This window comes from Polyangiaceae bacterium (genome assembly GCA_015075635.1).
Lineage (GTDB): Bacteria > Myxococcota_A > Polyangia > Polyangiales > Polyangiaceae > JADJKB01.
The window spans coordinates 2,212,621-2,239,288 of the sequence record JABTUA010000003.1; the positions used below are offsets into that span (position 1 = coordinate 2,212,621).

Annotated in this window: 25 protein-coding genes; 13 read left to right on the plus strand and 12 right to left on the minus strand. The window is 69.9% G+C overall.

Annotated elements, in window-relative coordinates:
- Positions 1 to 16 precede the first annotated feature (16 nt).
- Complete coding sequence (locus HS104_40605) at positions 17 to 1,198, minus strand: acyl-CoA dehydrogenase family protein (GenBank protein ID MBE7486258.1); 1,182 nt, start codon at positions 1,196 to 1,198, stop codon at positions 17 to 19.
- Positions 1,199 to 1,275: 77 nt separating this feature from the next.
- Here HS104_40605 and ychF point away from each other — a divergent pair, with 77 nt between their 5' ends.
- Positions 1,276 to 2,379 carry a redox-regulated ATPase YchF gene (gene ychF, locus HS104_40610; protein ID MBE7486259.1) on the plus strand — a complete coding sequence of 368 codons (1,104 nt, stop codon included), beginning with the start codon at positions 1,276 to 1,278 and terminating at the stop codon, positions 2,377 to 2,379.
- A 4-nt stretch (positions 2,380 to 2,383) separates the two neighbouring features.
- Here the strand turns inward: ychF and HS104_40615 are convergent, their stop codons facing one another.
- Positions 2,384 to 3,169 carry a hypothetical protein gene (locus HS104_40615; GenBank protein ID MBE7486260.1) on the minus strand — a complete coding sequence of 262 codons (786 nt, stop codon included), beginning with the start codon at positions 3,167 to 3,169 and terminating at the stop codon, positions 2,384 to 2,386.
- A 104-nt stretch (positions 3,170 to 3,273) separates the two neighbouring features.
- Between HS104_40615 and HS104_40620 the strand changes: the two genes are divergently transcribed.
- From HS104_40620 to HS104_40635, 4 genes are read left to right on the plus strand one after another with little or no spacing between them, the layout of a single operon-like run.
- Positions 3,274 to 3,582 carry a hypothetical protein gene (locus HS104_40620; GenBank protein ID MBE7486261.1) on the plus strand — a complete coding sequence of 103 codons (309 nt, stop codon included), beginning with the start codon at positions 3,274 to 3,276 and terminating at the stop codon, positions 3,580 to 3,582.
- The gene (locus tag HS104_40625; protein MBE7486262.1) at positions 3,579 to 4,373 is read left to right on the plus strand and encodes a hypothetical protein; all 795 of its coding nucleotides are present in this window, start codon (positions 3,579 to 3,581) and stop codon (positions 4,371 to 4,373) included. Before HS104_40620 ends, HS104_40625 begins: the two co-directional genes overlap by 4 nt.
- 7 nt (positions 4,374 to 4,380) lie before the next feature.
- The gene (locus tag HS104_40630; protein ID MBE7486263.1) at positions 4,381 to 4,743 is read left to right on the plus strand and encodes a hypothetical protein; all 363 of its coding nucleotides are present in this window, start codon (positions 4,381 to 4,383) and stop codon (positions 4,741 to 4,743) included.
- On the plus strand, positions 4,740 to 6,107 hold the full coding sequence (locus HS104_40635) for a multicopper oxidase family protein (protein ID MBE7486264.1): 1,368 nt from the start codon (positions 4,740 to 4,742) through the stop codon (positions 6,105 to 6,107). Before HS104_40630 ends, HS104_40635 begins: the two co-directional genes overlap by 4 nt.
- A gap of 15 nt (positions 6,108 to 6,122) precedes the next feature.
- Here the strand turns inward: HS104_40635 and HS104_40640 are convergent, their stop codons facing one another.
- Together HS104_40640 and HS104_40645 are read right to left on the minus strand one after the other, a co-directional pair.
- Positions 6,123 to 6,494: a DUF2752 domain-containing protein gene (locus tag HS104_40640; protein ID MBE7486265.1), complete on the minus strand. Its 372-nt coding sequence runs from the start codon at positions 6,492 to 6,494 to the stop codon at positions 6,123 to 6,125.
- A 274-nt stretch (positions 6,495 to 6,768) separates the two neighbouring features.
- The gene (locus HS104_40645) at positions 6,769 to 7,941 is read right to left on the minus strand and encodes a zinc ribbon domain-containing protein (protein ID MBE7486266.1); all 1,173 of its coding nucleotides are present in this window, start codon (positions 7,939 to 7,941) and stop codon (positions 6,769 to 6,771) included.
- Positions 7,942 to 8,207: 266 nt separating this feature from the next.
- Between HS104_40645 and HS104_40650 the strand changes: the two genes are divergently transcribed.
- Genes HS104_40650 through HS104_40680 form a run of 7 tightly spaced genes read left to right on the plus strand, consistent with a single transcriptional unit; the run spans position 8,208 to position 17,157 of the window.
- Positions 8,208 to 8,690: an NAD(P)H-dependent oxidoreductase subunit E gene (locus tag HS104_40650; GenBank protein MBE7486267.1), complete on the plus strand. Its 483-nt coding sequence runs from the start codon at positions 8,208 to 8,210 to the stop codon at positions 8,688 to 8,690.
- 7 nt (positions 8,691 to 8,697) lie between these two features.
- Entirely contained in the window at positions 8,698 to 10,044 is a 1,347-nt protein-coding gene (gene nuoF, locus HS104_40655) for an NADH-quinone oxidoreductase subunit NuoF (protein ID MBE7486268.1), read from the plus strand.
- Positions 10,041 to 10,655: an NADH-quinone oxidoreductase subunit J gene (locus tag HS104_40660; GenBank protein ID MBE7486269.1), complete on the plus strand. Its 615-nt coding sequence runs from the start codon at positions 10,041 to 10,043 to the stop codon at positions 10,653 to 10,655. Before nuoF ends, HS104_40660 begins: the two co-directional genes overlap by 4 nt.
- Entirely contained in the window at positions 10,652 to 10,963 is a 312-nt protein-coding gene (nuoK, locus tag HS104_40665; GenBank protein ID MBE7486270.1) for an NADH-quinone oxidoreductase subunit NuoK, read from the plus strand. Before HS104_40660 ends, nuoK begins: the two co-directional genes overlap by 4 nt.
- A gap of 10 nt (positions 10,964 to 10,973) precedes the next feature.
- On the plus strand, positions 10,974 to 13,760 hold the full coding sequence (gene nuoL, locus HS104_40670; protein MBE7486271.1) for an NADH-quinone oxidoreductase subunit L: 2,787 nt from the start codon (positions 10,974 to 10,976) through the stop codon (positions 13,758 to 13,760).
- An 8-nt stretch (positions 13,761 to 13,768) separates the two neighbouring features.
- Positions 13,769 to 15,634: an NADH-quinone oxidoreductase subunit M gene (locus HS104_40675; protein ID MBE7486272.1), complete on the plus strand. Its 1,866-nt coding sequence runs from the start codon at positions 13,769 to 13,771 to the stop codon at positions 15,632 to 15,634.
- Positions 15,631 to 17,157 (plus strand): NADH-quinone oxidoreductase subunit N, encoded by a 1,527-nt coding sequence (locus HS104_40680; GenBank protein ID MBE7486273.1) that lies wholly within the window; start codon positions 15,631 to 15,633, stop codon positions 17,155 to 17,157. The genes HS104_40675 and HS104_40680 overlap by 4 nt, the downstream gene beginning before the upstream one ends.
- Positions 17,158 to 17,580: 423 nt before the next feature.
- Here HS104_40680 and HS104_40685 read toward each other — a convergent pair whose 3' ends face one another.
- Positions 17,581 to 18,177 (minus strand): DUF4352 domain-containing protein, encoded by a 597-nt coding sequence (locus tag HS104_40685; GenBank protein MBE7486274.1) that lies wholly within the window; start codon positions 18,175 to 18,177, stop codon positions 17,581 to 17,583.
- 212 nt (positions 18,178 to 18,389) lie between these two features.
- Here HS104_40685 and HS104_40690 point away from each other — a divergent pair, with 212 nt between their 5' ends.
- The gene (locus tag HS104_40690) at positions 18,390 to 19,292 is read left to right on the plus strand and encodes a hypothetical protein (protein MBE7486275.1); all 903 of its coding nucleotides are present in this window, start codon (positions 18,390 to 18,392) and stop codon (positions 19,290 to 19,292) included.
- Here the strand turns inward: HS104_40690 and HS104_40695 are convergent.
- Genes HS104_40695 through HS104_40725 form a run of 7 tightly spaced genes read right to left on the minus strand, consistent with a single transcriptional unit; the run spans position 19,286 to position 26,586 of the window.
- The gene (locus HS104_40695) at positions 19,286 to 20,329 is read right to left on the minus strand and encodes a tetratricopeptide repeat protein (GenBank protein ID MBE7486276.1); all 1,044 of its coding nucleotides are present in this window, start codon (positions 20,327 to 20,329) and stop codon (positions 19,286 to 19,288) included. The two genes, HS104_40690 and HS104_40695, sit on opposite strands and share 7 nt — an antisense overlap.
- Positions 20,326 to 21,423, minus strand: coding sequence for a histidinol-phosphate transaminase (hisC, locus tag HS104_40700; protein MBE7486277.1), 1,098 nt, complete (start codon positions 21,421 to 21,423; stop codon positions 20,326 to 20,328). Before hisC ends, HS104_40695 begins: the two co-directional genes overlap by 4 nt.
- Positions 21,423 to 22,754 carry a hydroxymethylglutaryl-CoA reductase, degradative gene (locus tag HS104_40705; GenBank protein ID MBE7486278.1) on the minus strand — a complete coding sequence of 444 codons (1,332 nt, stop codon included), beginning with the start codon at positions 22,752 to 22,754 and terminating at the stop codon, positions 21,423 to 21,425. Before HS104_40705 ends, hisC begins: the two co-directional genes overlap by 1 nt.
- Positions 22,755 to 22,773: 19 nt before the next feature.
- Entirely contained in the window at positions 22,774 to 23,679 is a 906-nt protein-coding gene (locus tag HS104_40710; GenBank protein ID MBE7486279.1) for a hypothetical protein, read from the minus strand.
- Positions 23,676 to 24,659 carry a diphosphomevalonate decarboxylase gene (gene mvaD, locus HS104_40715; GenBank protein MBE7486280.1) on the minus strand — a complete coding sequence of 328 codons (984 nt, stop codon included), beginning with the start codon at positions 24,657 to 24,659 and terminating at the stop codon, positions 23,676 to 23,678. The genes HS104_40710 and mvaD overlap by 4 nt, the downstream gene beginning before the upstream one ends.
- The gene (gene mvk, locus HS104_40720) at positions 24,656 to 25,552 is read right to left on the minus strand and encodes a mevalonate kinase (GenBank protein ID MBE7486281.1); all 897 of its coding nucleotides are present in this window, start codon (positions 25,550 to 25,552) and stop codon (positions 24,656 to 24,658) included. The genes mvaD and mvk overlap by 4 nt, the downstream gene beginning before the upstream one ends.
- Positions 25,552 to 26,586, minus strand: a complete 1,035-nt coding sequence (locus HS104_40725; GenBank protein ID MBE7486282.1) for a polyprenyl synthetase family protein — start codon at positions 26,584 to 26,586, stop codon at positions 25,552 to 25,554. The genes mvk and HS104_40725 overlap by 1 nt, the downstream gene beginning before the upstream one ends.
- Positions 26,587 to 26,668 lie beyond the last annotated feature (82 nt).

Below are 26,668 nucleotides of genomic sequence, written 5' to 3' on the forward strand. Positions count from 1 at the left end.
AGCCACTCGATCCGACCTAGCCAGGCATCCCGAGAATCATCTTCGCAATGATGTTCTTCTGAATCTCGTTCGACCCGGCGTAGATGGTCGCGGCGCGCAGGTAGTTGAACGCGGGCCCGACCCAGTGCTCGCGCGGCGGCACGGTCCCAGGCTCGTTGTACCAAGTCAGCGAGTTGTGCCCCATCAGGAACATGAGGAGATCCATGCAGCCTTGCTGGATCTCGGTGCCGCGGAGCTTGAGGATGCTCGACTCCGGTCCGGGCGCGTGGCCGAGCTTCGCGCCGGCCAGGGCGCGGTAGTTCGCCATGCGCAGCGCCTCGAGGCGGATCTCCAGGGTGGCGATGCGCGCGCGGATGGTCGGGTCGTCGAGCAGCGGCTTGCCGCCGCTCTGCGTGTCCCGGGCGATGCGTTTGGCGCGGAGCAGCGCGCGGGCGCTGATGCCGATGCCGGCGACCAGCGTGCGCTCGTGGCCGAGCAGCGCCTTGGCGTAGGTCCAGCCCTGGTTCAGCTCGCCGACCAGGTTCTCCTTGGGGACCTTCACGTTCTCGAACCAGGTCTCGCAGAACGCCGGCGTGCCGCCGGTGGTCAGGAAGGGCTTGGCGGTGACGCCCGGGCTCTTCATGTCGCACAGGATGAAGCTGATGCCCTCCTGCTTCTTCTTGGCCTCGGCGTTGGTGCGCGCGAGCAGGAAGATCCAGTCCGCGTACTGCGCGTAGGTGGTCCAGGTCTTCTGCCCGTTCAGGATGAAGTGGTCGCCCTTGTCCTCGGCGCGCAGGGTGAGCGACGCCAGATCGCTGCCCGCGTTCGGCTCGGAGTAGCCCTGGCACCAGACCTCCTCACCGCTCAGGATCTTGGGCAAGTAGCGCTTCTTCTGGGCGTCGTTGCCGAACTGGATCATCAGCGGGCCCACCATGGCCAGGCCGAACGGCGACAGACGCGGCGTGCCGGCGAGCTCGAGCTCCTCGCTGAACAAGAAACGGCGCGCGGCGTCCCAGCCGGTACCGCCGTGCTCCTTCGGCCAGTGGGGCGCGGCCCAGCCCTTCGCGGCGAGGATCTTGTGCCACTCCATCACGTCGGCGTGGCTGGGCTCCGCGTCCATCTCGGCCTTGGCTTTGAGGTGGGGCGGCAGGGCGCTCTGAATCCAGGCACGCACCTCATCGCGGAACGCGAGCTCTTCGGGGCTGAAGGTCAGGTCCATGGCGGGCGGGCTCATAACACAGCGCGGCAAAGCCGTCCTCGACTCGCCGGATGGCTTGAGCTAAAGCCCTCGCCCCCATGGGTTTTTCCTGCGGCATCGTCGGGCTGCCGAACGTCGGCAAGAGCACGCTCTTCAACTCGCTGTCCAGCGCCAAGGCGGACGCCGCGAACTTCCCGTTCTGCACCATCGAGCCGAACGTCGGGGTGGTCTCGGTGCCCGATCCGCGGCTCGACGCCCTGGCCAAGGTCGTGAAGCCGGAGAAGATCATCCCCACCACCATCCGCTTCGTGGACATCGCCGGGCTGGTGAAGGGCGCGTCCAAAGGTGAAGGCCTGGGCAACAAGTTCTTGGCGCACATCCGCGAGGTGGACGCCATCGCCCACGTGGTGCGCTGCTTCGTCGACACCAACGTCGTTCACGTCGACGGCAAGGTCGATCCCATCGCGGACGTCGCGACCATCGGCACCGAGCTCTGCTTGAAGGATCTGGACACGGTGCAGGCGCGCCTGGAGCGCGCGCGCAAGCAGTCGAAGGGCGGCGACCCGGTCGAGAAGCTCGCCATCGGCGTGTGCGAGAAGCTCGCCGCGCACCTCGACGCCGGAAAGCCGGCGCGCAGCGCGCGCTTCGAGGACGACAAGGAGAGCGCCATCGTGCGCGAGATGCAGCTCCTGACCGCCAAGCCCACGTTCTACGTGGCCAACGTGGACGAAGCTTCGCTCACGAACCTGGAAGGGAACGAGCACTATCGAGCGCTCGCAGCTCTGGCCAAAGAAGAGGGCGCGCCGGTGGTGCCGATCTGCGCGTCGCTCGAGGCGCAGATCGCCGAGCTCGAACCCGCCGATCGCCCGGAGTTCCTGGCCAGCGTGGGCCTCAGCGAGCCGGGCCTGAACCACGTGATCCGCGCTGGCTACGACATGCTGGGCCTGATCACCTACCTCACGGCCGGTGAGAAGGAAGTGCGCGCCTGGACCATCCAGCGCGGCTGGACCGCGCCCCAGGCAGCCGGCGTCATCCACACCGACTTCGAGCGTGGCTTCATCAAGGCCGAGGTCATGTGGTGGGAGGATCTGGTGAACCTGGGCAGCGAGGCCAAGTGCCGCGAGGCCGGCAAGCTGCGCATCGAAGGCCGCGACTACGTCGTGAAAGACGGCGACGTGATGCACTTCCGCTTCAACGTCTGAGTCGTCACCGCGGCCGGCAGCCCGACTCGTCCGGCAGTGCAGCCGCCAGCTCACCGGGCAGCGGGTGGTCGACCCAGGAGCAGAGCGCTCCAGCGGTCCACACACGCACGTCGAGCGCGGGGTACTCCGTGTCGCGGATCTCGGGCTGCCCGTCGGCGAGGAAGTGACCCGCGGCGAAGGGGCGCGTCAGGGCTCCGAGCGCTTGCGTCGCTTCGATGATGCGTGAGGTCGCAACCACGAGCGCGCAGTCCCGCACGAGGTCGTGGCGATCTCGCCGTTCGCCCTCCTCGCGCCAGAGCTGACGAGTGGTCTCGAGCAGGGCGGGGGCTGTGGCGGCGCGGAGACCGCGGAACCCCTTCCCGGCGCGGTACCAGGCGAGCAGCCAGTCCGCGTCGCGTTCGACGGCGACGAGCGCCGACTCGCAGCGGAAGCTCGGCACTACGCTGGCTCGCGCCGCGCCCGAGACGATGGAGACCTCTCGGTCCCCCAACACCGTGACGCCGTCGCCGCGCAGCACGCAGTCCTCAGGATCGCCTGCGAAGCGCAAACGCCCGCCCGAGTCGCTCACTCCGCGGACCCACACCCTGGGCAAGCGCGCCTTGTGCGTCGGGCCGGCGAGAGGGTCGAACCAGCCGCACCAGAGCGTCACCCCCGGTGCAGGGAGGTCGCCCGGCCCGACGACCGTGAGGACCGGCTCGGCCTGGGCAACTTCCGGCCTGAGCGCGGCGGCGGCGGCCACCAGTGCGATGGACAGCCCGACCCCGGCTGCGATTGGAACGTGTCGGTGCATCGAGCTCGCGTGGTCGCCTAGATCTGAAAGGCGGCGACGGCAATCTGGCCCGAACGGAGACAGTGCAGTTGCGCGAAGCCCATCGCTGAGCTAGCTGTCGGGGCATGCACCTGGGGCGGAGCAAGCTCTTTCACGCCGTGATTCTCGCGGGAATGTCCCTCGGCTCCGGCGCGTGCGGCGGTGAGAGCACGGACTCCGGCGCAGGAGGCGCCGCGGGCGCAGGCAGCGGCGGGGTGTCCGCAGGCGGTACAGCGGGCGCCGCGTCGGGAGGGGGCGGCGCGGCGGGGAACGCGGGCAGCGGTGGCGCGAGCGGCGCGGCGGGTGGCGCGGGCGCGCCCGGCGACGCCGGCGCCGACGCTCACGACCTCGACGCGGGCGCCGACGGCGACGCCGGCTGGCCCATCACGAAATGAAGATCCGCGCCGACGGCCGTTGGGGAGGGAAGCTCACGAGCCGCGAGCTCCTGAGCGGTGACCCGAGCGTGGACGCGCTGGGGGACTCCGAACGCGCCGAGCTCGCGCGCGTGTGGCTGGCCCGCTCGGCGACGGAGTACCGCGTCGCCAGCTCCTTCGAGGTGATCCGCGACGCGTTGTCCGCGCTCCGCGCCGACTCGGCCTTGGTCGCGATGGCCCACCGCGCCATCGACGACGAGCACCGCCACGCGGAGATCTGCCGCTTCACGGCGTCGTGCTTCGCGGCCCGCGAGCTGGATCTCCCCGAGGCGCTGCCGTTCGACTACCCGAAGCACGCGCGCGCCTCCGAGGAGCTGCGCCGAGCGCTGTGGGTCGTCGGGCAGTGCTGCTTCAACGAGACGCTGGCTGCGGGGTTCTTGGAGACGGCCTCCGGGGCAGCGAGCGGGCCCATGGCTCAGCGCGCGCTCAAGGAGCTGCTCAGCGACGAGGTGGACCACGCGCGCCTCGGCTGGGCGTTCTTGGCGAGCCTTCCGCCGGGCGCACGCGCGGACATCGGCCCCTGGCTGCCGGCGCTTGCCCGGGCGAACCTGAGGATGTGGCGTGAGGCGCCGCGCGACTACCCGGCCACGGCGACCTTCGTGGGGCAGGGCGCCCCGAGCGGCGAGCTGATCGAGGAGGCGCTCCAGACGGCGCTCCGCGACCTGATCTTGCCGGGTCTCGAGACGTTGAGCCTGCCGGTCGCGCCCCTCGCGGCGTGGCTGGCCGAGGGCGCACCGACCGCGAGCTCATGAGGAAGACATGCGAAACCCGAAGTTGACGATGGTGATTGGCCTGCTGCTCGCGACGGCGTGCGGCTCGGACGACGGCGAGAGCGGCTCGACGGGCGGCGCCCTCTCGGCGCCCGTGCTCGAGATGGTGATGCCGATGGCGCCCGCCGGCCTGCATGTCACCTGGAAGAACATCCAGGCGGACTGCGACAGCGTGGAGGGCGAGCGCAAGACCGCGAGCGCCGACTACGCCGTGGCGTTCAGCGTGCCTGGCTCGGTGGACAACGAGCACGACGGCACGGCGACGGACAAGGTCGAGTACAGCTACCGCCTGCGCTGCAAGAAGGGCGGCGAGTACTCGCCGTACTCGAACGAGATGTCGGCCACGCCATGAGCGGGCGCGGCGCCTTCTGCCTGGCGCTCTTGCTCGCGGGCTGCGGCGACGGCGAAGACCGCGCGGCGCCGGACGCTGTGCCGCTCCCGTCGTTGCCGGCGCTCGAGGACGCAAGCCCGGACCCGGACGTGCTCGAGGTCACGCTGCGCGCGCACCCTGCGCAGAAGACCTATCCAGGCTCGGAGCCCAGCGAGGTCTGGACCTACGCGGGGACGGTGCCCGGACCGCTGCTCGAAGCGAAGGTCGGCGATCAGCTGGTGGTTCACTTCCAGAACGACCTGCCGGAGCCGACCAGCGTGCACTGGCACGGCGTGCGTCTGCCGGCGGCGATGGACGGCAGCATGGCGATGCAGTCGCCGGTCCAGCCCGGCCAGGGCTTCGAGTACTCGTTCACGCTGAAGGACGCGGGCCTGTTCTGGTTCCACCCCCACGTCCGCTCCGACGTCCAGGTGGAGAAGGGCCTGTACGGGGTCTTGCGCGTGCGTGGCCCGGACGAGCCGACGGTCGATGCCGAAACGGTGTTGGTGCTCGACGACGTCCGCGTGAACGCGGACGGGACGTTCCCGGAGTACTTGGACGACGCGTCGAAGATGATGGGGCGCGAGGGCAACGTGGTCCTGGTCAACGGCGCCGTGCGGCCGGCTGTGGCCGTGCAGCGCGGCGCGCTCGTGCGCTTTCGAATCGTCAACGTCGCCAACGGGCGCTTCTTCAACCTGCGGCTGGAAGGCCACACCTTCCGCGTCATCGGCACGGATGGGGGTCTCGTCCCCGTGCCCTGGGACGCCGACACCCTGCTCCTCGCGCCAGGGGAGCGCTACGACGTGGTGCTGATCCCGAACGGCACCGCGGGCGCGCGGCTCACGCTGTGGAACGAGCCCTACGCCCGCGGGCACGACTCGGGGAGCGCGGAGCCCGCGCCGCTGGCCAGCGTCGTGCTCGGCGCAGGGCCGGCGCTCGAGGGCCGGCAGCTGCCGAGCGCGTTCCCGGTCATCGAGGAGCTCCCCAGCGCCCCCGCGGACATCCCCATCGCGCTCGCGGAGGCCTTCGACGATCAGGGCGAGCTCACCTTCACCGTCAACGGCAAGACCTATCCGGAAGTGCCACCGCTCATGGTAGCGAACGGCAGCGTCCATGTGCTCGGAGTGCAGAACGAGAGCGACATGGATCACCCGTTCCACTTGCACGGCTTCTTCTTCCAGGAGCTCGGCGCCGCGAGGCTCGCGAACAAGGACACCATCATCGTGAAGGCGCACGCGTCGCTGAACCTGGTGTCGCGGTTCGACGAGCCGGGGATGTGGATGTACCACTGCCACATCCTCGAGCACGCCGAGGGTGGCATGGCCGGCGAGCTGCACGTGGAGTGACGGGACGCCGGTTCGCTACCGCCAGCCCGAAAACGTCTGGACCGGCACCGGACCGCCGAACGCCCCGAAGAAGCGCGCGAGCCACACGCCGATGAGCAACACGAACGCCACCAGCGCGAACGCCGTGATGGCCTTCGTCAAGCGGCTGTTCGGGATCTTCTCGATGCCGCCACGCACGTAGCCCCACGCCACGCTGCCGATCATGCCGAAGTACAAAGGCGTGGCCAGGAACACGAGCGGGTGGAAGTGGAGCGCCGCGCGGAGCTCTCCGCGCAGCAGCGCGAGCGTCGCGCGGGTGAGCCCGCAGCCGGGGCAGGGGATGCCGAAGATGGCCGCCGTCGGGCAGCTCGGCACGTCCACCAGCACCACCGCGAAGAGCGGAGACATGACGAGCGCGACGATCAGAAGGCGCTTGGGCCACCCGGGTCGAAACCCGAGCGGCCCAGCGGGATCGGCAGTGACGGCAGCGCCATTCATCTTAGGGTCATAGTAGCAGCGAGGCCGCAGGCCGAGCCCGCCGCTACTTTTCGAGTCTTGGCTCGGTCAGATCACGGTTGGCCAGAGTGAGGAGAGTGAGAACACCGGCCGGGACCGGCGCCGGCCCTTTCGCCCGTGGGAAGTGTCGCGAGGCGTGGCGGCGAGCATCGGAGAGAGAAGATCTCTATCTCCCGCCGCCTGCCGCCTGCCAGATCTCGTTCAGGTCGGCCGTCAGGAAATACGGCCACAGGAACAAGTACAGGATCGGGTGAGGCACCTGCGCGTTCGGCACGCCGGCCATCTGCTTGGCCTCGAGCACCTTCTCCGGCAGACCCCAGAACAAGATCAAGTTCAGGATCGGCACGAAGAACATGATCGGGTTGATGTCGTCCTTGCCGCGGAAGGACTTGAGCTCGTTGATCTCCACCCACATCACGTAGAGCAGGTAGAAGCCGCAGATGCAGCCGATGACCAGCTGCATGATCGGATTGCGCGTCTGCCCGATGGGACCGAAGCCACCCGCCGGGGCGCCGCCGCCGTAGCCGCCCATCATGGGCGCCGCACCGGCAACCTGCATGGCGCCACCCGGGGAGCCGAAGCCTGCAGGCGCACCCGGCGCGGGGCCGAATCCCTGCGGCGCAGGCGGTGGGCCGTACGGAGATTGAGGAGCACCGGGAGGACCGCCCATCGGGCCGCCGGGCGGCGGACCACCCATGGGACCACCGGGAGGCGGTCCGCCCATGGGGCCACCGGGAGGCGGACCACCCATGGGGCCACCGGGAGGCGGACCACCCATGGGGCCACCGGGAGGCGGACCACCCATGGGGCCACCGGGAGGCGGTCCACCCATCGGCGGACCACCGGGAGGCGGACCACCGAAGCCGGGGGGCGGTCCACCGGGCGGGGGACCGCCGAAGCCGGGAGGCGGACCCGCGTCGGGCGGGGGAGCACCGGGCGGCGGGAAGCCCGGTGCCGGACCGCCGGGCGGCGCGACCATGGTGCCGCCGAGCGGATCCGCCGGGCCGCCGAGGCCGGCGGGAGCCGGAGCCGGCGGCGGCGCTGGGGCCGGAGCTGGCGCGGGGCCCGGAGGCTGCGGCGCCGAGCCCATGGAGGGCGGGGCCACGCCGAGCATCGTTCCCTTCAGCTGCGGCTTGGGTGCCGAAGGCACCGGCGCAGCTGGTGCGCCGGGTGCTGCTGGCGCGCCCGGGCGCGGAGCGGCCGGCGCTCCGGGCTGCGGGTTCATCATCAGCATCGTCCCCTTGAACTTAGGGGCGGCGGCGCCTTTCAAGTTGAACCCACACTTCGTACAAGTGCTGGCCGTATCCGGATTCTGCGTCCCACAGTTCGGGCAAAACACGCGTCACCTCCGCCTCGGGAGTTACCGCCGAGCGGCGCCAGCCTACATGCGGTCGAGGGCGGTTCTCAAGTCAGAAGGATTGAAATTTCGAGGGCCCACACCCGCCTTGACACCGCGCTTTGGCGCTCATTAGGGTGCGCTCGCCCGACGCCCCGGGTCGGCACGGCCCGCTCGAAATGCCCGGCGCCGCGCCCACTCGGGACCCCGGGTCGGGGCCCTCGGCCTCGCGCGGGGGGACGCCCCAACCGCCACACGGAATCCCGAACATGGCTTTTTCTCTCAGCGGGGAGCAGGAGCGCGAGCTCGAACGCATCCTCGCGCGCTACCCGAACAAGATGGCGGCGACCATTCCGGTCCTGCACCTCTGTCAGGAGGCCAACCAGAACTGGGTCAGCGAAGAGGTGATCCAGTTCGTGGCCGACAAGCTCGAGGTCGGCACCGCCCACGTGAAGGGCGTCGTCACCTTCTACACCCTGTTCAACCAGTCGCCGCCCGGCAAGCACCAGGTCTGGGTGTGCCGCACCCTGTCGTGTGCGCTCAGGGGCGCCGACCAGATCCTGCACCAGTGTGAGAAGCGCCTGAAGATCCACGCCGGTGAGACCACCGCGGACGGCAAGGTCACGCTGCGCACCGCGGAGTGCCTGGCTTCGTGCGGCACCGCGCCGATGATGCAGGTCGACAAGACCTACCACGAGAACCTGACCCCCGAGCAGGTGGACAAGCTGCTCGACCAGCTCACCTCGGAGTGATGGTCCCATGTTCAAGACGACCACCTATCTGTCTCACTCCTACGCCAAGCCGGACGGCCACACGCTCGCGGCGTACGAGGCCCAGGGCGGCTACAGGAACGCGAGGAAGGCTCTGGGGATGAGCCGCGACGCTGTCGTGGAGGAGGTCAAGAAGGCCAAGATCCGCGGGCGTGGCGGCGCCGGCTTCGACTGCGGCACGAAGTGGACCTTCATGCCGAAGGAGAGCAAGAAGCCCTGCTACCTGGTGGTGAACGCCGACGAAGGCGAGCCCGGGACCTTCAAGGACCGGACGATCATGGAGAAGAACCCGCACTCCGTGATCGAGGGCTGCATCATCGGCTGCTTCGGCATCGGCGCGCACGCAGCCTACATCTACGTGCGCGACGAGCTGCACCTGTCGAAGGAGCGCCTGTGGGGTGCGATCGAGGAGGCAAAGAAGAAGGGCTACCTCGGCGCCAAGCCGTTCGGTCTCGACTACCCCGTCGAGGTCTACGTGCAGACCGGCGCGGGCGCCTACATCTGCGGTGAGGAGACGGCGCTCCTGAACTCGCTCGAAGGTCGCCGGGGCGAGCCGCGCTTCAAGCCGCCGTTCCCTGCCCAATACGGCGCGTTCGGCTGCCCGACCACGGTCAACAACCTGGAGACCATCGCCATCGTGCCGACGGTCATCGGCATGGGGGGCGAGGCGTTCGGGAAGCTGTCCGAGCTGTACGCGTTCAACGACGGCGGCGCGCGCCTGTTCGGGGTCAGCGGCCACGTGAAGAACCCCGGCGTCTTCGAGTGCACGGTCGGGCTCACGCTGCGCGAGCTGATCTACGACCTGGGCGGCGGCATCTTGGGCGACAAGAAGCTCTTGGCGGTGATCCCCGGCGGCTCGTCGTGTCCGGTCATGCTGCCGGACGAGCTGGTGAAGGTTCCGGGGGATCCGCGCTTCGACCCCTACAACGGCAAGAGCATCCTGGACCTGCCGATGGGCGTGGAGACGTTCCGCGCGGTGGGCGGCATGCTCGGCACCTGCTGCGCCATCGTGCTGTCCGAGGACGCCGACCCGGTGCTGGCGCTGCACAATCTGATGCGCTTCTACCGGCACGAGTCGTGCGGGCAGTGCACGCCCTGCCGCGAGGGCTGCGGCTGGATCGAGCGCATCCTGGACAAGATCGTGGAGGGGCGCGCCACCATGGACGAGCTCGACCAAATCCACCGCATCGCGTCGGACATCACCGGCAACACCATCTGTGCCTTCGGCGACGGCGCGGCCCAACCCGCGCTGTCGTTCGTGCGCAAGTTCCGCAAACAGTTCGAGGACTACGTCCTGACCGGCGGCAAGTCCCAGACCAAGAAGCTCGTAGCATGAGCGTCGGATCCCTCTTCTTCAGCGTGTGCGCGCTGGTCGCGCTGGTGGGCGCGGTGAGCACGGTCGCAGCCAAGAACCCGATCCGCGGCGCGGTGGGTCTCCTGGCGACGATCGTGGGCATCGCCGCGCTGTTCTTGAAGCTGGCAGCGCAGTTCCTGGCTGCGATACAGCTGATCGTCTACGCCGGGGCGGTCGTCGTCCTGTTCGTGTTCGTGATCATGCTGCTCGGCCCGGACGCGAACCTCGGCGACAAACCGGCGAAGCTCCGGCTCTCGCGCTGGGGTGCCGCGATCTTGCTGCTCCTGCTCGGCGCCGGCGCGTTCTTCGGCCTGCGCGGCGGCTGGGGCGACCCGGTGCCGCTCGGCCCGGTGCGCGCGGACTTCGGCTCCACCGAAGCCGTGGGCGGCCTGCTCTTCCGCCAGGGCCTGGTGCCGTTCGAGATCGCCACCGCGCTCTTGATCGTGGCGGTGGTCGGCGCCATCGCCGTGGCCCGCAGCAAGCCCCACGCCAAGAAGGCGCGGCCCACCGGGCACGAGACCAAGCGCCTGTTCGCCGGACCCCTGCACCCGCGGGACGCCGAGCGCCCCTTGTCGAAGGAGGCCGGCCGATGATGGGTCAGCTCGTGCAGCACTACGTGCTCCTCGCCGGGGTCATCTTCGTGATCGGCGCGGTGGGCTTCCTGGTGCGCCGGAACGTCTTGGTTCAGCTGATGAGCATCGAGCTGATGCTGAACGCGGTGAACCTGATGCTGGTCGCCTACAACCGGCAGCACGGCGACAGCATGAACGGGCACATGTTCGCCTTCTTCATCATCGCCGTCGCGGCGGCGGAGGCCGCGGTGGGCCTCGCCATCGTGCTGTCGTTCTACCGGCTCAAGGCCTCCGTCAACAGCGACGAGGCGGACACGCTGAAGCACTGAAGGAGCGACGATGGACGGGCTTCAGAAAATCTTCCCCCCCGGCGAGTTCGCGCTGCTCGCGGTGATCCTGGCGCTGCCGCTGATCGGCGCCATCGTGAACGGCATCTTCGGCAAGCGCCTGGGCAAGCAGGCGGTCACCATGATGGCGCTCGTCGCCGTCGGGGGCTCCTTCCTGGCGAGCCTGGTCTCCTTCCTGCTGCTCCGGAACGCGCAGGCCGCGGCCCACGCCAAGGGCGCCGAGGGCGCGGTGCGCTTCATCTGGCAGGGCTGGGAGTGGGTCCGAGTCTCGGGCCGCCACGACATGGCGCAGGTGCCCCTCGAGGTCGCCTTCTCCTTCGACGCGCTGAACGGCGTGATGAGCTTGGTCGTCACCGGGGTCGGTTTCCTGATCCACCTGTACTCGACCAAGTACATGGAGCAGGACGCCGGCTATCACCGCTTCTTCGCCTATCTGAACCTGTTCGTCTTCTCGATGCTGGTGCTCATCCTGGGCAACAGCCTGCCGGTCCTGTTCGTCGGCTGGGAGGGCGTGGGCCTGTGCAGCTACCTGCTCATCGGCTTCTGGTTCGAGGGCGAGCAGAACGCGGCGGCCGGCAAGAAGGCCTTCATCACCAACCGCATCGGCGACTTCGGCCTGATCGTCGCGATGGCGCTCATCCTCTACTACGTCGGGTCGCTCGACTGGTCGGGCATCGAGGGCGGGCGCATGAACCTGCTCACCAAGGTGCAGATGTGGCCCATCGGCAACCAGGTGCCGGGCACGGGCCTGATCCAGAACAGCCTGCCGTCCGTCGCCGAGTGGCTGAACCGCCCGCGCTTCGTCACCGCTGCCACGCTGGTCGGCCTGGCGCTCTTCCTGGGCTGCGCCGGCAAGAGCGCCCAGTTCCCGCTGTACGTCTGGCTGCCGGACGCGATGGCGGGCCCGACCCCGGTCAGCGCGTTGATCCACGCCGCCACCATGGTGACCGCCGGCGTCTACCTGGTCTGCCGCATGGCGGGCGTGTTCGTGCTGTCGCCGGCCGCGATGTTCACCATCGCCCTGGTGGGCGCCTTCACCGCGCTGCTCGCGGCCAGCATCGCCTTCGTCCAGAACGACATCAAGAAGGTGCTGGCCTACTCCACGGTCAGTCAGCTCGGCTACATGTTCCTGGGCGTCGGCGTGGGCGCCTTCACCGCCGGCTTCTTCCACGTGGTCACCCACGCCTTCTTCAAGGCCTGTCTGTTCCTCGCCGCTGGCTCCGTCATCTACGCCATGCACAAGCGCATCCACGACACGGATGCGTCGCAGGACATGCGCAACATGGGCGGCATGAAGAAGTACATGCCGTTCACCTTCGCCGCCTTCGTGATGGCGTGGGTCGCCATCATCGGCGTGCCGGGTACGAGCGGCTTCTTCTCCAAGGACGAGATCCTGTTCAAGGCCTACACGTCCAGCGTCGCGTTCCCGATCCCCGACGGCAAGATGATCGACCCGCGCACCGGCAAGGTGGCGCTTCAGATGTTCGGCTGGCCCAGCTGGGGCCCCACCGTGCTCTACGCCATGGGCGTGATCGGCGCGGTGATGACCGCGTTCTACATGTCGCGGCTCGTGTTCGGCATCTTCTGGGGCGATTTCAAGGGCTGGAAGGTCGTGAAGGGCTGGAAGGAGCCCGAGCACGAGGAGCACCACGACGAGCACCACGGCCACCACGGCGAGGCGCTCGAGGGCCCGAAGCCCAAGGAGAGCCCGTGGCAGATCACGGCCCCGATCCTGATCCTGGGTGGGCTCAGCGTCGTGGCGGGCTTCTTGAACGCGCATCCGCTGCACATCGCGCCCCTCGAGCACTTCCTGGAGCCGGTCTTCTCCTTCGCCAACGGCACCAAGGAGGTGGTCGCCGCGGGCACCAAGGGACCCGGCGTCGTGCTCCACCCCAACTCACAGTCGCTGATGTGGCCGCTGATGGCGCCGGGTCTCCTGGCGCTGGTCGCCGGAGCCGGCGGCGCCTTCTACGTCTACATGCAGCAGGCGGGCGGACCGGCGAAGATGCTGGCCGAGAAGTTCCCGGGCCTGCACGCGCTGGTCTACGACAAGTGGCGCGTCGACGAGCTCTACGAAGAGACCATCATCGGCGCAGTGGACTCGCTGGCGGAGTTCGCCGTGGTGTTCGACAAGGTGGTCGTGGACGGCATCGTCGCCCGCCTCACGTCGTTCGTCGTGGCGGCGGCGGGCACGGGCCTGCGCTTCGTCCAGACCGGCCACGCGCAGGCCTACGCCGCCGTGATGGTGGTCGGGGCCGGCGGCCTCGGCTGGTTCTTCATCGCGCCTCACGCCAGCGTGACCGTGAAGCCCGACGAGGCGGGCGGCACCTACGAGGTGAGCGCGGCGCCGGGGCTCGGCTACCAGTATCGCTGGGACAGCGACGGCGACGGCAAGCCCGACTCCGAGCGGTTCTCGTCGCAGGCGACGCTGCCGGTCCCGCTCGAGCGCGGCAAGAGCAAGAAGGTCGTGCTCGAGGTGAAGAACGCCTTCGAGCGCGTGTCGAAGCGCGAGATCGTGCTCAGCCGCCCGAAGCTCGACGCCTCACGGGGACCGGGACCCGGCGTGATTCAGGTGGAGCAAGGGCCGGACGGGCAGCTCCGCGGCGTGCTCCCCGGCCAGAATCGGCCCGTGCCGCTGCGCCCGCAAGGCGGCCTGCCCCAACCGGGCGCGGAGCCCGGCCAGCCGCCGCCAGGAGGCATGCCGATGCGCATGCCGCCGCCGGGGCGCCCGAACCCCGCTGAGCCGCCCCACCAGCACCAACCTGGAGACGTGCATTGAGCCCCGGAATGAAACTGGCCTTCGAGGCCTGGCCGTACCTGGCGGCGTTCATCGCGGGCTTGCTCATCCCGCGCCGCCAAGGTCTGTTCGAGCGCATCGCCATCGGCGTCGTCGCCGCGCTGTCGGTGCTCCTGGTGATGGGCCTCTGGCCCGCCAAGGAGGTCGCGGCGGACGCGGCGACGCCCAAGGAGTGGCCGAACCTGCTGAACGTGATCGTCTTCCTGCCCATCTTCGGCTCGATCTCGATCCTGTTCTTGCCGCGACAATCGCCGAAGCTCCTGCGCCGCTTCACCATGCTGGTGCTGGGGCTGGACTTCCTGGCGTCGCTCTGGCTGCTCGGCGTGCCGATGACCGCCGGCTGGCACTTCCAGTACATCCGCGACTGGCTGCCGACCTTCGGCATCCGCTACCACGTGGCCGTCGACGGCGTCTCGACCTGGCTGGTGCTGCTCTCCACCTTCACCACGCCGATCGCCGCGTACGTGTCGTTTGGCAGCATCAAAGCCCGCACCAAGGACTTGTGCTTCTCGCTGCTCTTGTTGCACGGCGCCATGCTGGGCGCCTTCGTCTCCCTCGACCTGTTCCTGTTCTACGTGTTCTGGGAGCTGATGCTGGTGCCGATGGTCATCCTGATCGGCATCTGGGGCGGGGTCGAGAAGATCAAGGCTGCCTACAAGTTCTTCCTCTACACCATGGCCGGTAGCGTGCTGATGCTCGCGGCCATCCTCTACATGGTGTGGTCGCACAACTCGATCGCCGGCTTCGTCACCTTCGACTACCTGGCGCTGAAGAACCTGGTGTTGCCGAAGACCGCGGCGCTGCTCTGCTTCGGCGCGTTCCTCCTGGCGTTCATCATCAAGGTGCCGATGTTCCCGTTCCACACCTGGTTGCCGGACGCCCACGTCCAGGCGCCGACGGGTGGCTCGATCATCCTGGCGGCGGTGCTGCTGAAGCTCGGCACCTACGGCTACATCCGCTTCTGCATGGGCATGTTCGCCGGCCCGGCCTGGTCGGCCGCAGCGAACCTGGCGGGCCTGGCCGTCGGCGGCGGCATCCTGTACGGCGCGCTCGTCGCCTGGAAGCAGGACGACGTGAAGCGCCTGGTCGCCTACTCGTCGGTCGCCCACATGGGCTTCGTGATGCTCGGCCTGTTCGCGGCGACGCGCGCCGGCGTCGAGGGCGCGCTCCTGCAAATGGTCAACCACGGCATCTCGACCGGCGCGCTGTTCCTCTTGGTCGGCGTGATCTACGACCGGCGCCACACCCGCGAGATCCGCGAGTTCGGCGGCCTGGCCAAGGTGATGCCGATCTACACGGCGGTGTTCGTGATCGTGACCATGTCCAGCATCGGCGTGCCGGGCACCAACGGCTTCGTCGGCGAGTTCCTGGTGATCATGGGCACCTTCGTCTCGCTGCCGCTCGGCTCCCACGGCATGCTCCAGGCCACGCTGGCCACGGCGGGCGTGATCCTGGCCGCGGTCTACATGCTGTCGTTGGTTCAGAAGATGTTCTTCGGGCCGCTCTCGAACCCCAAGAACAAGGGCTTGCCCGATCTGAACGTACGCGAGACGCTGGCGCTCGCGCCGCTGATCGCGCTGATCTTCGTGATCGGCTTCTTCCCGAACGTGTTCCTGGACCGCGCGCGGGACTCGGTGGGCACGGTCATCGAGGGCTATCAGGACGGGCGCAAGGCCTACATGGACATGGAGCCCGGTGCCACGAAGGCTCGCCTCCGCCCGCGCAAAGGCGGGGTGCTCGAGACCGGCTACCCGGAGCCGCCCAAGCCCGAGGGCGCGGACGGCAAGCAGGACGAGACCAAGACCGCCGCGGTCGACGCGCCGAGTCCCCAGCCGTCGCCGGGAGGTGCGCAATGACGCTCTGGTTCGGGCTTTCGCCCATCCTCTCGGTCGGCTTCGGCACGCTCTTGCTCATGCTGGCGGAGGCCTTCGGCAAGCCGCCGGCGGACGCCGACAACCCCACCGACGCGGGCTCGGGTCGCTCCGGCGAGCTGGCGCTGGTCGCGGCCGTGGTGCTGATCGCCGGCGCTGCCTTCAGCATCGGCGTCTGGTCGGTGGGCCCGGAGAACCTACCGGGCCTCGAGGCCACGCGCCCCTACCTGGTGATGGACCGGTTCACGGTCTTCTTCTGCTTCGTGCTGTGCATCGGCGGCACCTTCGCGGCGCTCCTCGCCGGCGGTTACCTGCCGGAGCACGGCATCGATCGCGGAGAGTTCTTCCCGCTGCTCCTGCTCAGCACCGTGGGCGCCATGACGTTGGCAGCGGCTGGGGATCTGCTCAGCTTGTTCGTCGCGCTGGAGACCATGTCGCTCGGCGTCTATTGCATGGTCGGCCTCCGGCGCAGCCCGCGGGCGGCGGAGGCCGCGCTGAAGTACTTCCTGCTCGGGAGCTTTGCCGCGGCGCTGATGCTGCTGGGCGCCGCGCTGCTCTACGGCGCGACCGGCCACACCGATCTGGTCGGCATCGGCCAGGCCATCAAGAGCATCGGGCAGCAGGGGAGCGTGGTCCCGGTGGCGCCGGTGCTCCTGGCGCTGGTGCTGACGCTGGTCGGGCTCGCCTTCAAGGTGAGCGCGGTGCCGTTCCACATGTGGACGCCGGACGCCTACGAGGGCGCACCGACCCCCGCGACCAGCTTCATGGCCGTCGCGGTCAAGGCGGCGGCGTTCGCGGTGCTGCTCCGCGTCCTGGTCGTGGCCTTCGGCGACGAGCGCCTGATGAGCTGGGGCACCGGCTGGCCGCCGGCTTTGGCCACGCTCGCGGTCCTCAGCATGACGGTGGCCAACGTGGTGGCCGGCCGCCAGAGCTCGGTGAAGCGCATGCTCGCCTACTCGTCCATCGCCCACGCTGGCTACGCGCTGGTCGGCGTCGTCGCGACCATGCGCTCGGCGGACGGTCAGCCGAGCGTGCTCTTCTACCTCTTGACCTACACCGTCTCGACCGCTGGCGCGTTCGGCGCGCTGATCCTTTGCGGCAGCAAGGGCGCCGAGGCGACCAGCTACGAAGATCTCGCCGGCCTCGCCAAGCGCCACCCGGCCTCGGCGCTGGCCTTCAGCGTGTTCTTGCTCTCGCTCGCCGGGCTCCCGCCGACCGCGGGCTTCTTCGGCAAGCTCTACGTGTTCCGCGCGGCCATCGACGCGGAGCTCTACGTGCTCGCGGTGGTCGGCCTCTTGAACAGCCTGGTGGGCGCCTACTACTACCTGCGCGTGATGGTCTTCATGTACATGCGCGAGCCGGCGCCGGGCGCGCAGCTGGCCGTCCCGATGCGCTCCGCGTTCGTGTCGAGCGCGCTGGTGCTCGCTGCGGTCCTGGTCTTCGCGCTCGGTATCGCGCCGGGCTGGTCGTTGGACATGGCGAGCGCGGCGAAGCTGGTGGTGAACTAGGGGGTGTCCCAAATTCGCGCTCCGCTGGCGGCAGCAAGCGCTACGCGACCCTGGCGTTCGGTGGAAACGGCCGGCGCCGGCCCCGGCCGGTCCTCGCACTCACGCCTCATTGGCGGCTCGAGATCTGATCATGACCAGACTGTTCAAGTGATTCCGGGGCTCGGCTGACCGCCGAGCGGCGCGAATCGGGCCGCCCGGTCCCGAACCGAACTAGGGACACCCCCTAGACCCACGGGTGACCGCGAAGACGCCAAGTTCGCCAAGTCGGAGATTTCTGAAGCTCAGAAGTCCTGAATTGAATTCTTCCTGGCGAACTTGGTCTTCTTCTTGGCGTCTTGGCGGTTCTCTCCCGACCGAACCCTGGACAAAATGAAACGGGGCGCCGTCGCCAGCGCCCCGTCGGGATTCGAGCCGGTCTCTCCGTCAGCGGCCCAGGTCGAACTTCACTTCTTGCTTCACCGTGCTGATGATGAACGGGTTGTAGGTCAGCTTCAGGCTGCTGGCCTTCTGCGGCACCTCGAAGGTGATCCAGCCCTTGGCCTTCTCGCCCTTGGTGATGCGCACGCTCTTGAGCTCCGGATCGCAGCCGCCGAAGGTACTGGTGTACGAGTACCCGTCGCCGTCGGTGACCTTCGCGTAGAACGGGTTCACCGGCACGTCCTTGTCGGCGCTGCCCTCGAGCTGCACCTCGACGCCCAGCTTGATGTTCCCCTTCTTGGGCTTGAAGTAGTACGGGACCTTGCACTCCTTGACGTTTTCGATGGTCATCGAGAAGTCGGGCGCCTTGGCCGTCTCGCCGACCTTGTAGAGCTTGGTCGAGTCGAAGCTCGGCGTGGTCGTGCCCGTTCCCGTTCCGGTGCCCGTCCCGGTTCCCGTTCCCGTGCCGGTGCCCGTGCCGGTGCCCGTGCCGGTGCCCGGATCGGTGGTGGGGGGCGGAGTCTTCTTCTTGCACGCCAACAGAGCCCCCGCGATGAGCGCGGTGGCGGCAAAGACGGTGAAGGAGCGGGAGCGAGTCTGCATCGACGATTCCTTGTCTCTTGCGCCCGAATCGGGGGCGTCGGGACGTTACACAGCTTATTGCGGGTCCACAAACATCCCGGAAGGGTCGGCCCCGAGATTGCAACCGGCCGTGGTACGTGCCCCGACCGGAATTCTTCCTCGCCGCCGTTGCTCAGAAAAAAGTTTTGGAATTCGTTGGGTTATCGCGCTACCAGAGCATCTTCGGAGTCCCCTTGAGCTGCGTTCGCCCCCTCCTCGGTGCCACCTCGGTTGCCATCGCCGCCATCTCCGTCGGCGCCTGCGGGCGCTCCGGAGGGCCGTCCGCCGACGCGGGCGCCCAGCCCAGCTCGAGCGCCGCGCCCAGCGCGTCCGCGCCGTTCGTGATGAACGCGACGCCGTTCTCCGAGGACAGCGTGCGCCAGCAGGTGAACCCGAAGAACGAGCAACCCTACAGCGGACCCACCGGCACGGTGCGCGGTGTCGTGAGCATCAAGGGCGACCCGCCGCCGGTGTTGGCGGAGGTCGTCGAGAAGATCCCCGACAAGTGCAAGCCGGCGCGCGCCGTCTACGGGCGCCTGTTTCGCGAAGGCATGGTGCGAAGCCTGGCCGACGTCCTGGTCACCGTGACCGAGTACCAAGGGTTCGTCCCGGCCAAGGGGCAGACCGTGATCTTGAACACCGAAGGCTGCGCGTTTCCGGGCCGCACCATCGCGTTGACCTACGGACAGCGCATCGACGTCCTCAGCAAGGACGGCGAGCCCTACGTGCCCAAGTTGATGGGCGGGCAGATGCGCGCGGACATGATCGCCGTTCCGGGCGGCTCGGCCGTGAAGCTCTACCCGCACGTGCCCGGACGCTACACGCTGATCGACCAGATGCACCTGTTCATGACCGCGGACGTCTTCGTGCTGAAGTACGCCACGTTCGACGTGACGGGTCTGGACGGGAAGTTCGAGATCAGCGGTGTGCCCGTGGGGGAGGTGAGCGTCAACGCGCTCCTACCCTCGATCATGGCGACCACGCAGCAGAAGGTGAAGGTCGAGGAGGGCAAGACCGTCGAGCTGAACCTGGAGCTAGAGTTCGACGCGAAGAAGCTCGAGAAGCCGAAGAAGCCGCCCAAGGTGAAGATTCACTGATTCGGTGTTCCCGCGCGCTGCTCGACGGCGGCTTCCAGGCGATCCGTGGCCGCCGGCAACGCCCAGATCGAGCGCCAGATCTCCGCGGCCTCGGACCCCGCGCGGCGCCCGAGCAGCTCGCCGAGCAGGCGCACGCCGAGCGGGCTGGGCGCGAGGGGCTCCGGCCCGAGCGCGGAGAGCGCCGTCTCGTAGGCAGGCTGATCCCCGGCGAGCGTCGCGGCCACGAGCAGCGCGATCAGCGCGTCGCTGTCGTCCGGATCGGCGGCCAGCACCCGCTCGGCCTCGGTCTTGGCGAGCGCGGCGTCGCCCAGGGCCGCGGCGCGGAGCGCGAGGGCGGAGGGACCTAGTCCCATGCTCTTGGCCGCGCGTCGCGCGGCCGCGGTGTCGCCGAAACGGAGGGCACGGTCCACGTCCTCCACGCTCGCGCGGCGTTCGCCCGGGCCTCGCGCGCCGAGCGGGTCGGAGCGCCGAGCGGGGGTCGGCTCGGTGGGATGCAACCGGAGGCGAGCCGGCTTGGAGGTCGGATCCCAGAGTGCGAGCGCGAGCAGCCAGCGCCGGGCGTCCGCGGGGCGCCCGAGCTTCTCCAGCGCCCGGGCCACCAGGAGCGAAGCGGCCGGGTCGAGGGGGTCGAGCGCCACCGCGCGCTCCGCCAGCGGGAGCGCGCGCGCCGCGTCGTTGCGATCGACCGCGCAGCGCGCCCGCTCGCGCCAGAGCGGCGAAAAATCGGGATCCAGGGACTCGGCCCTCTGGAAGGCCCGGGTCGGGTCCTTGCCGAGGCGGCACTGGACGGCTGCCACGCGGGTCCAGAGGTCGGGGCTCGAGTCGTCGTCGGCGAGCGCCGCCTCGTACTCGCGCAAGGCCTTGGCGAAGTTCCCTTGGCTCTCGTCGAGCACGCCTTGCGCGTAGTGGGCGTAGGCCTCCGGCGTGATGTAGGGCCCGGGGACCTCTCGCCCCGAGTAGACGCGGATCACGTTGCCGCCGCCCAAGGTGCAACCGCTGGCGAGCGCGAAGAGCAGCGGAGCGAGCGCGCGCCTCACGTCACCTCGGCCAGAGCCCGCAAGAAAGCGTCGTTCTCCTCGCGCGTGCCGACCGTGACGCGGAGCTGCGAGCCCAGCCGCCCGCCGCGAGCATGGAAGCTGCGCACCAGGATCTTCCGCTGGCAGAGCGCGTCGAACACCTCGCCGGCGGGTCGCTCCGTCTTCACCCAGACGAAGTTGGCTTGGCTCGGCGTCAGGGTCACGCGCGGCAGGGCCTCGAGCGCGGCCGAGAGGCGAGAGCGTTCCTCCTTCACGCTCCGAGCGAGCGCCGCGACCTCGTCGCCGAGCTCGGTGAGCACGGTGGTGGCGAGGGCCTGGGAGACGCTCGGCAGGTTGTACGGACAGCGCGCCTTGTCGAGCTCGCGCACGAGCTCGGGTCGAGCGACCAGCCAGCCCACGCGCAGCGCCGCGAAGCCGACCTTGGACAAGGTGCGCAAGATCGCGACGTTGTCGTACTTTCGATACAGGTCCAGGTGGTCGCCGCTCGAGTAGTCCACGTAGGCCTCGTCCACCACGCAGAGCGCGCCCTGGGCAGCCTGAATCAGCCGCTCCAGGCGATCGCGGCTCATCAGATTGCCGGTCGGGTTGTTCGGCGTGGCGATGAACACCACGTTCGGCGGCGTCATCTCGAGCGCGCGGGCGAGGGAGGCGTCGGCCAGATCCCAGCCGGCGTCGAGGGGCACCTCCATCACGTTCATGCCGCGCACCCGAGCGCTCTGCCGGTACATCACGAAGGTCGGCGTGGTGGTCAGGATGGTGGGGACGCCGCTCTTGTCGCGGGGACGCGCCAAGACCGTGAGCAGCGTGGTGATCACCTCGTCGCTGCCGACTCCCGCCAGCACCTCGTCGGGGCTCACGCCCATCTTGGCGGCGATGGCCTGCTTGAGGTGCTCGCAGCGCGCGTCCGGGTAGCGCTCCCAGGCCGTGTCCGCGGCGACCTCCGCCAGGCGCGCTCGGGCCCGCGACGAGAGCAGCGGCGGAGCCTCGTTGGCGTCGAGGCGGACACTGAAGTCGCCCGCCAGCGGCGCGTACGCAGAGAGCTCCGCCAGCTCGGGGCGGAGCAGGTCCGAAATGGAACCTTGGGGCGGGGCCATCAGCGCACTCCTTTGATCTTCGTCAGCTGTCGTCCGGCTTCTTCGAGGGTGATGAGGCCGAGCTCGGCCATCGCGGCTGCGACGCGCTCCACCTGGTCGCCGACGGCTCCGGCGGCCGTCGCCACCGCGCGCGCGTGCAGCGACATGTGCCCGCGTTGGATGCCCTCCGTCGCCAGCGCGCGAAGCGCCGCCAGGTTCGACGCCAGGCCGGCGCAGGCCGCGACGTGCTGAAGCTCCGCGGCCGTCGTGACGTCCAGCATGCGCAGCGAGAGCCGTGCGACGGGGTGCACCCGCAGGGTGCCGCCGACGATGCCGAGGGAGAGCGGCAGCTCCAGGCTCCCGACCAAATCGGCGCCGTCGCGATGCCAAGTGGCCAGCGGGCGGTAGCGGCCCGACTGCGCCGCGTAGGCGTGGGCGCCGGCCTCCACGGCGCGGAAGTCGTTGCCCGTGGCGAGCACCACGGCGTCCACGCCGTTCATGATTCCCTTGTTGTGGGTCGCCGCCCGGTAGGGATCGAGCTCCGCGAAGCGCGAGGCCTCCACGATCAGGTCCACGATTTCCCCGCCGCTCGGCCGCGGCGGCTCCGAGCCGGAGCCCTCGGGCAGGGCGAGATCCTTCGCGTGCACGCGGCAGGTGGCGCGCACGCGCCGGCGATCGCACAGGTTCGTCAGGATGCGCAGCCCCAGCTTGCCCGCGCTGAGCTCGGCAACCCGCGGGCCGATGGCTTCGGCGATGGAGTTCACCAGGTTGGCTCCCATCGCGTCCCGGCAGTCCACGTGGACGTGGACGACCAGGCTCGCCTGACCCAGGTCGCGCACGTCGATGGAGCGGGGGCCGCCGCCGCGCTCGACCAGGTTCGGGACTGCGCGGCTGCCGACCTCCAGCAGCTCCGCCGCGTGCGCTTCCAGGCGCGCGATGGCGCGGGCAGGGTCTTTCACCCCATACACCTGCACCTGCGTGGTCATCAGCGACTCGACCATCTCCGCGGAGAAGCCGCCTGCGGCGCGCACCATCTTCGCTGCGTTGGAGGCCGCGGCGATCACGCTCGGCTCCTCGACCACCATCGGCACCAGTCGATCCCGGCCGTTGACGCGGAAGTTCAGCGCCACGCCGAAGGGCAGGGCGTAGGTGCCGAGCACGTTCTCGACCAGCTTGTCCGCGGTGCTCGGGTCGAGCCCGCCGGCGTCCACCGCCGCGCGGATCTCGGCCGCGTCGATGCCCGTGCGGGCGCTGATCTCCTGCACGCGCTCCGAGATGTCGAGCTTGTAGAAGCCGGGCAGGCGCGAGCCGGACGCTTCGGCGTCCAGCGAGGGATCATGGGTCGAGCTCATCGAGGGAGCCCGGGTCTTATCACGGGCCGTCCCACACATGCACGCCGCGCGCCTCCAAGGAGAGCTCGAGTCGCTGGTGTCCGAGCTCTTCCCTCAGCGCCACCAGAGGACCAGACGGTGGCTCGGAGCCCACGAAGAGCGCGACGTCGCCGCCACCAGCCCCGGACGGGATCACCACCGCGCCCTCGCGCTCGGCGAGCGCTCCGAGCGACTCGACCTCGCTCGTCACGATCGGGATGCCCGCGGCGAGGCCGAGCCCAGCCAGGCCCTGCCGCTGGCCCGCGAGGTGCGCGAGCAGGCGCCTTGCATCTCCTTCGCGAACAGCCTGTGCCGCGCCCTCCGCGTGCAGGCGGAGCGCGTCGAGCTCGGCGGAGAAGGTCCCGGGATCGCGCGCCGCGAGCGCGGCGACCTCGGCAACGAACGAGGCCGTCGACGTTGGCTGACCGCCGGCCCACACCTCCCAGACCAGACCGGGCGGCAAGCCGACGCGCTCGGTCCGTAGCGTCTCACCTTCGCGCCAGGCGAGCAGCGTGCCGCCATGGGCGCTGCTCGCGACGTCCACGCCGCTGCCGCCGCCTTGCGCGGCGCGGTGCGCGGCGAGCGCTCGCTCGAGCACGGCGCGCGCCAGTGAGCCGTCGTCGCTCGCGCCCCCGGCGGCGAGCTCGAGGGCCGCCAGGGAGGCGACCAAGATGGCCGCGCTCGAGCCGAGGCCGAGCTTGCCGCGAGGGCCCCTGAGCTCGGAGGCGTCGAACCAAGGCGCCGGAGCCGGACCGATGGCTGCCTGGACCTCGGGCGTGACGAGCTCGGCTGCTCGCGCCGTGTCCGCGACGGCGTAGCGACTCACTGCGCTGACGACGGCGGTCGCGCCATAGAGCACCGCGTACGCGCCCGAGATCACCAGCTTGCCCGGGGCGCGGGCCTTCACGCGAGACTCCGCGGATCTTCGTCGGTGAGCGCGGCGTCCGGGCCCGCGCCGGTCACGATGCTGCGCTCCACGCCGGGCACGGCTTCGACGGCCTGCACCACCCGCGCGGCGTGCTCGGGCAGCGTCAGCACCTTGACGTGGGGCCCGGCGTCCATCGTGTAATACGCCGGCGTTCCCGCCTGCCGCAGCTCGCGCACCGCCGTCATGACGGCCAGCGTGGTGGGCTGGAAGTAGATCACTGCCGGGCTCGCGGCGAGCATCGAAGCGTGCATCATCAGCGCGCTCTGCTCCATCGCCGCGCCGAGGCGCTCGATGTCCCGACCGAGCACGCCCTGGCGCACCTCTTCGAACAGCGCCGGCGCGTGCGCGACCCAGGGCGGGTAATAGGGGCTGGTCGCCGCGGTGTGCTGCATGCCTTCGGTGGAGCCGACGGACTTCGGTCCCTTCGCCGTGAGCGTGACCACCATCGAGAGCGGGAAGTGAGCGACCGCCGCGACGCGTTCGGCGCGCTCGGCGCCGGCGGGGAGCGCGGCGAAGCCGCCGAACAGCGAGCGCGCCGCCGAGGCGCTCGACGCGCGCGCCACGGCGCTCAGCTCCTCCAGCGAGAGCTCGAGCCCGTAGGCGCGCGATGCGGCGAGGGCGAGGGCCGCGAAGCCCGAGGCGCTCGAGGCCAGCCCCGCCGCCGTTGGGAAGTCGTTCTTGCTCACCACGCGCGCGCGGGTCGAGACGCCGGCGCGCTGGCGCAGGCGCTCGAGCAGCTCGACCACGCGGGCGAGCGGGCGCCCCGCGAGCGGCGCGTCGCCGAGGGTGCCCTCGTCCGCGCCGAGGCTCGGGTCGAGCTCGACCTCGGTGAGCGTGCGCAGGCCGGCCAGCGTGAGCGAGAGGCTGGGCGTGGCGGGCAGGTTCCGGGCGACGTCTGCCTTCCCCCAATACTTGGCGAGGGCGATGTTCGAGCACGCGACGGCGCGAACCGGCTTCATGTGCCACCAACCCTCGCCGCGACGCGGGTGCTGAAGCAGGTGAGACCCTGGCGCCGCCAGGCGTCCAGCACTGGCTCGGGATCGGCCTCGCAGAGCGCGATCACCGCGCCGCCCCCGCCCGCCCCGGTCAGCTTCGCGCCGAGCGCCCCGGCCTCTCGCGCGACGCGACAGGCGGTCTCGATCTCCTCCGTCGACACCATCAGGCCGGAGAGCAACATCTGGTTCAAGTCGAGCAAGCGACCGAGCCCCGTCACGTCACCGGCCTCGAGCGCCAGGCGAGCGTTCTTCACCAGCGACTCGATGCCCGCCAGCGACTTCCGGAACACCTCGGGGCGGCGCTCCCCGAGCCGCGCCACCGACTCGACCATGGCCTTGGTGCTCGCCGGCGGGCCCGCCACGGCGATGGCCAGCGTGAGCGTCGAGCCGAGCGCCAGCGGCTCGGTGCCGCCCTGCTTGGTGTACCAGATGCAGCCTCCGTGGGCCGCAGCTGCCGTGTCGATCCCCGACGGGTTGCCGTGGAACACGCGCTCCCAGGCCGACGCGGCGGCGAGCACGCGCGCTTCCGGTCCGCCACCCCCGAGCTCGAGCACGGCGCGAGCGATGGCGACCCCGAGCGCCGCCGAGGAGCCCAGACCCGCGCCGACCGGCAGCTCAGAGGTCGCTCGCACCACGGCGGGCGCGGCCCCGAGCTCGCGCACGAGCGCGGCGAACGCGCGACCGAGGTCGCTGTCGTCGGCTGCACTGATGCGTGCTTCGCCGAGCCAGAGCAGAGAGACCTCCGCGTGCTGGGCGCTGGCCTCGGCGCCGCGTTCGATGCCCGCTGCGATGGCCGGCACCCCGTACACCACCGCGTGCTCGCCGAGCAGGATGACCTTGCCGCAGGCCCTGGCCATCAGTTTCGCCTGAGGGTGAGCACGCGAGCGGCACCCTCGAGCAGCAGGGCCCCGCTGGGCGGCAGGCGGCCAGCTTGGAGCGCCTCGAGCGCGGAGGCGGTGAGCTCTTCGATCCGCTTCTCGACGAGCTCTCGGGCACCGCTGCGTTCGATGACGTCCACGGCCTGCTCGAGCTCCGCCTTCGTGGCCCTCGCGTTGCCGATCACCGCCTTGAGCAGGCGATGGTCCCGGCCGCGAGCGCGCTTGAGCGCCGTGAGCAGCACGACGGTGTTCTTGCCGGCGCGCAGATCGCTGCCGAAAGGCTTGCCGGTCGCCTTCGGATCGCCGAAGACTCCCAGAAGGTCGTCGCGCAGCTGATAGGCGATGCCGACGGGGAGCGCGAAGCGATCCAGCGCCGTCAAGAGGCGCGCGCTGCCCCCCGCCATCAGCGCGCCCATGCGCAACGGTCCGCGGATGGTGTAGCTGCCGGTCTTGAGCTCGTAGACCTTCTCGACGTCGGCAGCGTTGGCCAACAGATCGAGCTGCTGCCCGGTAACCGCCGCCAATTGCATCTCCGCGAAGCAGCCGAGCACGCGGCCCATGCGCTCGGGGGCGACGTCCACGCGCGCCAGCGCGTCCGCGGCCAGCGCGACCGCGTAGTCTCCGGCCAAGATCGCCGAGGCCTCGCCCTTTTCCCGCGACCGCAGCCGGCGCGCCAGCGCCGCGTGGACGCTCGGTCCGCCACGCCGGGTCTCGTCGTGATCCATCCAGTCGTCGTGCACCAGGAAGTAGGCGTGCAGGAGCTCGAGCGCGACCCCGGCATCCAGCGCGGGCTCGAGGCTGGCGCCCGTGCTCGCGGCACGGTAGCCAGCCACCAAGAGGGCCGCCCGCGCGCGCTTGCCGCCGCGCAGGGTGAGATCGCGCAGCGCGGACACCATCTCGGTGACTCCGGGCCCGAAGGCCTTGGCGGCTGCCAGGTGCTCGTCGAGGTAACCCGCCAGGCGCGAGTCCACGTCTCGCTTCACCGCGGTCAGGAGGGAGGTGAAGGGGTTCATGGCGATGGCCTTCGCCTTCGCCTTCGGCGGGCGCCGGCGAGCCCCACCCCTCGTGGAAGTCCTCGACCTCTTAGGCATTTTC

What these genes read in the sequence shown, in the direction of transcription:
- HS104_40675 (MBE7486272.1), top strand. Translation starts at nt 13,769, where the DNA reads ATGAAACTGGCCTTCGAGGCCTGGCCGTACCTGGCGGCGTTCATCGCG.
- HS104_40660 (MBE7486269.1), top strand. Translation starts at nt 10,041, where the DNA reads ATGAGCGTCGGATCCCTCTTCTTCAGCGTGTGCGCGCTGGTCGCGCTG.
- mvk (MBE7486281.1), bottom strand. Translation starts at nt 25,552, where the DNA reads ATGGCCAGGGCCTGCGGCAAGGTCATCCTGCTCGGCGAGCACGCGGTG.
- nuoK (MBE7486270.1), top strand. Translation starts at nt 10,652, where the DNA reads ATGATGGGTCAGCTCGTGCAGCACTACGTGCTCCTCGCCGGGGTCATC.
- HS104_40680 (MBE7486273.1), top strand. Translation starts at nt 15,631, where the DNA reads ATGACGCTCTGGTTCGGGCTTTCGCCCATCCTCTCGGTCGGCTTCGGC.
- nuoL (MBE7486271.1), top strand. Translation starts at nt 10,974, where the DNA reads ATGGACGGGCTTCAGAAAATCTTCCCCCCCGGCGAGTTCGCGCTGCTC.
- hisC (MBE7486277.1), bottom strand. Translation starts at nt 21,423, where the DNA reads ATGGCCCCGCCCCAAGGTTCCATTTCGGACCTGCTCCGCCCCGAGCTG.
- HS104_40630 (MBE7486263.1), top strand. Translation starts at nt 4,381, where the DNA reads ATGCGAAACCCGAAGTTGACGATGGTGATTGGCCTGCTGCTCGCGACG.
- HS104_40605 (MBE7486258.1), bottom strand. Translation starts at nt 1,198, where the DNA reads ATGGACCTGACCTTCAGCCCCGAAGAGCTCGCGTTCCGCGATGAGGTG.
- HS104_40650 (MBE7486267.1), top strand. Translation starts at nt 8,208, where the DNA reads ATGGCTTTTTCTCTCAGCGGGGAGCAGGAGCGCGAGCTCGAACGCATC.
- HS104_40615 (MBE7486260.1), bottom strand. Translation starts at nt 3,169, where the DNA reads ATGCACCGACACGTTCCAATCGCAGCCGGGGTCGGGCTGTCCATCGCA.
- HS104_40725 (MBE7486282.1), bottom strand. Translation starts at nt 26,586, where the DNA reads ATGAACCCCTTCACCTCCCTCCTGACCGCGGTGAAGCGAGACGTGGAC.
- ychF (MBE7486259.1), top strand. Translation starts at nt 1,276, where the DNA reads ATGGGTTTTTCCTGCGGCATCGTCGGGCTGCCGAACGTCGGCAAGAGC.
- HS104_40685 (MBE7486274.1), bottom strand. Translation starts at nt 18,177, where the DNA reads ATGCAGACTCGCTCCCGCTCCTTCACCGTCTTTGCCGCCACCGCGCTC.
- HS104_40625 (MBE7486262.1), top strand. Translation starts at nt 3,579, where the DNA reads ATGAAGATCCGCGCCGACGGCCGTTGGGGAGGGAAGCTCACGAGCCGC.
- mvaD (MBE7486280.1), bottom strand. Translation starts at nt 24,659, where the DNA reads ATGAAGCCGGTTCGCGCCGTCGCGTGCTCGAACATCGCCCTCGCCAAG.
- HS104_40705 (MBE7486278.1), bottom strand. Translation starts at nt 22,754, where the DNA reads ATGAGCTCGACCCATGATCCCTCGCTGGACGCCGAAGCGTCCGGCTCG.
- HS104_40635 (MBE7486264.1), top strand. Translation starts at nt 4,740, where the DNA reads ATGAGCGGGCGCGGCGCCTTCTGCCTGGCGCTCTTGCTCGCGGGCTGC.
- nuoF (MBE7486268.1), top strand. Translation starts at nt 8,698, where the DNA reads ATGTTCAAGACGACCACCTATCTGTCTCACTCCTACGCCAAGCCGGAC.
- HS104_40640 (MBE7486265.1), bottom strand. Translation starts at nt 6,494, where the DNA reads ATGTCTCCGCTCTTCGCGGTGGTGCTGGTGGACGTGCCGAGCTGCCCG.
- HS104_40620 (MBE7486261.1), top strand. Translation starts at nt 3,274, where the DNA reads ATGCACCTGGGGCGGAGCAAGCTCTTTCACGCCGTGATTCTCGCGGGA.